The sequence below is a fragment of the Geodermatophilus sabuli genome (assembly GCF_010686765.1).
Classification (GTDB): Bacteria; Actinomycetota; Actinomycetes; order Mycobacteriales; family Geodermatophilaceae; genus Geodermatophilus; species Geodermatophilus sabuli_A.
Genome location: NZ_JAAGWF010000043.1, coordinates 1 through 1,625 on the forward strand (window position 1 = coordinate 1; position 1,625 = coordinate 1,625).

A 1,625-nucleotide genomic window follows, 5' to 3' on the forward strand; every position below is an offset into this window, starting at 1 on the left:
GTCTACGGCGCCCCCGCACTCCTCGCCGGCTGGCTCCTGCTCACCATCTGGCGACCCACCACCACCACCGACGACGAGGACGACTCGTCCCCGTCCGGGACGACCCGGTGCTGACCGCCCTGGTCGTCGACGCCTCCGCGGCCGACCGGACCCGGGTGGCCGGGCTCCTGCGGGTGACCGGCTGGCAGGTGCACGAGGCCGCCGGCACGAGGGAGGCGCTGGTGCGGGCCCGCCGCCTGCAGCCGGACCTGGTCGTCACCGACCTCGCGGCCCCGGCCGGGGACGGCCTGGCCCTCCTCCGCCGGCTGCGCCTGATCGGCTGCCGCGCCCACCTGCTCGTCGTGACCGGCCCGGCTCCGTCCGCGGACCGCGCCGCGGCTCTGGCGGCCGGTGCGCTGGCCTGCCTGTCCAAGCCGGTGGACGCCGGGGTGCTGCTGGGCGCCCTGACCCGCCGGACCGCAGCACCGGTCGTGGACCTGCCGTCACCCGAGGGCACCGCCGAGCACTGCGAGGACGTCGACGCCGATCTGATGGACCGGCTGCAGCGCCTCTACGTCAGCGCGCTGCCCGGCCGGCTCACCGCGATCGCCGACGGTGCGCAGGCCGGGGACGCCACGGCCCTCGCCCGGGCCTCGGCCACCCTCGCCGGCACCAGCGCACAGCTGGGGCACCCCGAGGTGGCCGCCGTCTGCCGGGCCATCGCTCAGGACGCCCGGCGCGGCGTGCTGGCCCACCACCTGGTGGTCGAGCTGCGGGCCGTCGCGGGCGCCTGACCCGGCACCTGCGGGCAACCCCGCCATTCCTTGCGGTTGTCTTGCGGGAGGCGGGCGGGTGCCCTGCGGTTGGCCGCCCAGAGTCGTCTGTGTCACCGGAACAACCCGTTCCGGTCCCGCACACAGGAGATCTGGACATGCGCACCACGGCCGCCCGCACCACCACCGCCCGCAAGATCGTCGGCTCCCTCGGCGTGATCGGCACCGCCGCCGCCGTCGCCGGCCTGGGCACCTTCGGCACCTTCACCGACTCCACCACCCCGATCTCGGCCGAGGTCAAGGCCGGCAGCGTGGACATCGACCTGGCCCAGGGCGCGGTCACCATCCCGGCCACCACCGCCGACTTCGTCCCCGGCGACTCGCTCTCCCGCACCGTCACCCTGTCCAACAAGGGCACCTCGGCGCTGTCCATGGTCAGCCTGGGCGTGACCGCCCCGGTCTCCAGCGTGCTCAACACCGACATCACCAACGGCCTGCAGCTGACCCTGAAGTCCTGCACGGTCGCCTGGACCCAGGGCGGCACCGCCACCGCACCGACCTACACCTGCGTCGGCGGCACCGAGAAGACCTTCGGCGCCGGCCCGGTCGTCGGCACCTTCGGGATGGCCGCCGCGAACAGCCTCAACCCCGCCGGCGTCGACCACCTGGTCTTCACCGTCACGCTGCCCACCACCGCGGACAACACCTTCCAGGGCAAGACCAGCAAGCTCGAGCTGACCTTCTCCGGAACGCAGCGCGCCGGCACCGCCCGCTGACCCGGCCGCCGACCCGCCCCGACCCGGAGAAGAGCCCGCCATGACCGCCGTCCTCCCCCTCGCCGCCCCGGGGGCAGCCCGCGCGCTGCCCCCGGTC

At 75.3% G+C, this 1,625-nt stretch carries 2 protein-coding genes; both read left to right on the top strand.

Annotated elements, in window-relative coordinates; all coding sequences use genetic code 11:
• Nucleotides 1-107: 107 nt before the first annotated feature.
• A complete protein-coding gene (locus GCU56_RS22880) occupies nucleotides 108-773 on the top strand; it encodes a response regulator (protein ID WP_163484490.1) in 666 nt (221 codons plus the stop codon).
• A gap of 137 nt (nucleotides 774-910) precedes the next feature.
• The gene (locus GCU56_RS22885; protein ID WP_163482544.1) at nucleotides 911-1,528 is read left to right on the top strand and encodes a TasA family protein; all 618 of its coding nucleotides are present in this window, start codon (nucleotides 911-913) and stop codon (nucleotides 1,526-1,528) included.
• The last annotated feature ends 97 nt before the right edge of the window (nucleotides 1,529-1,625 follow it).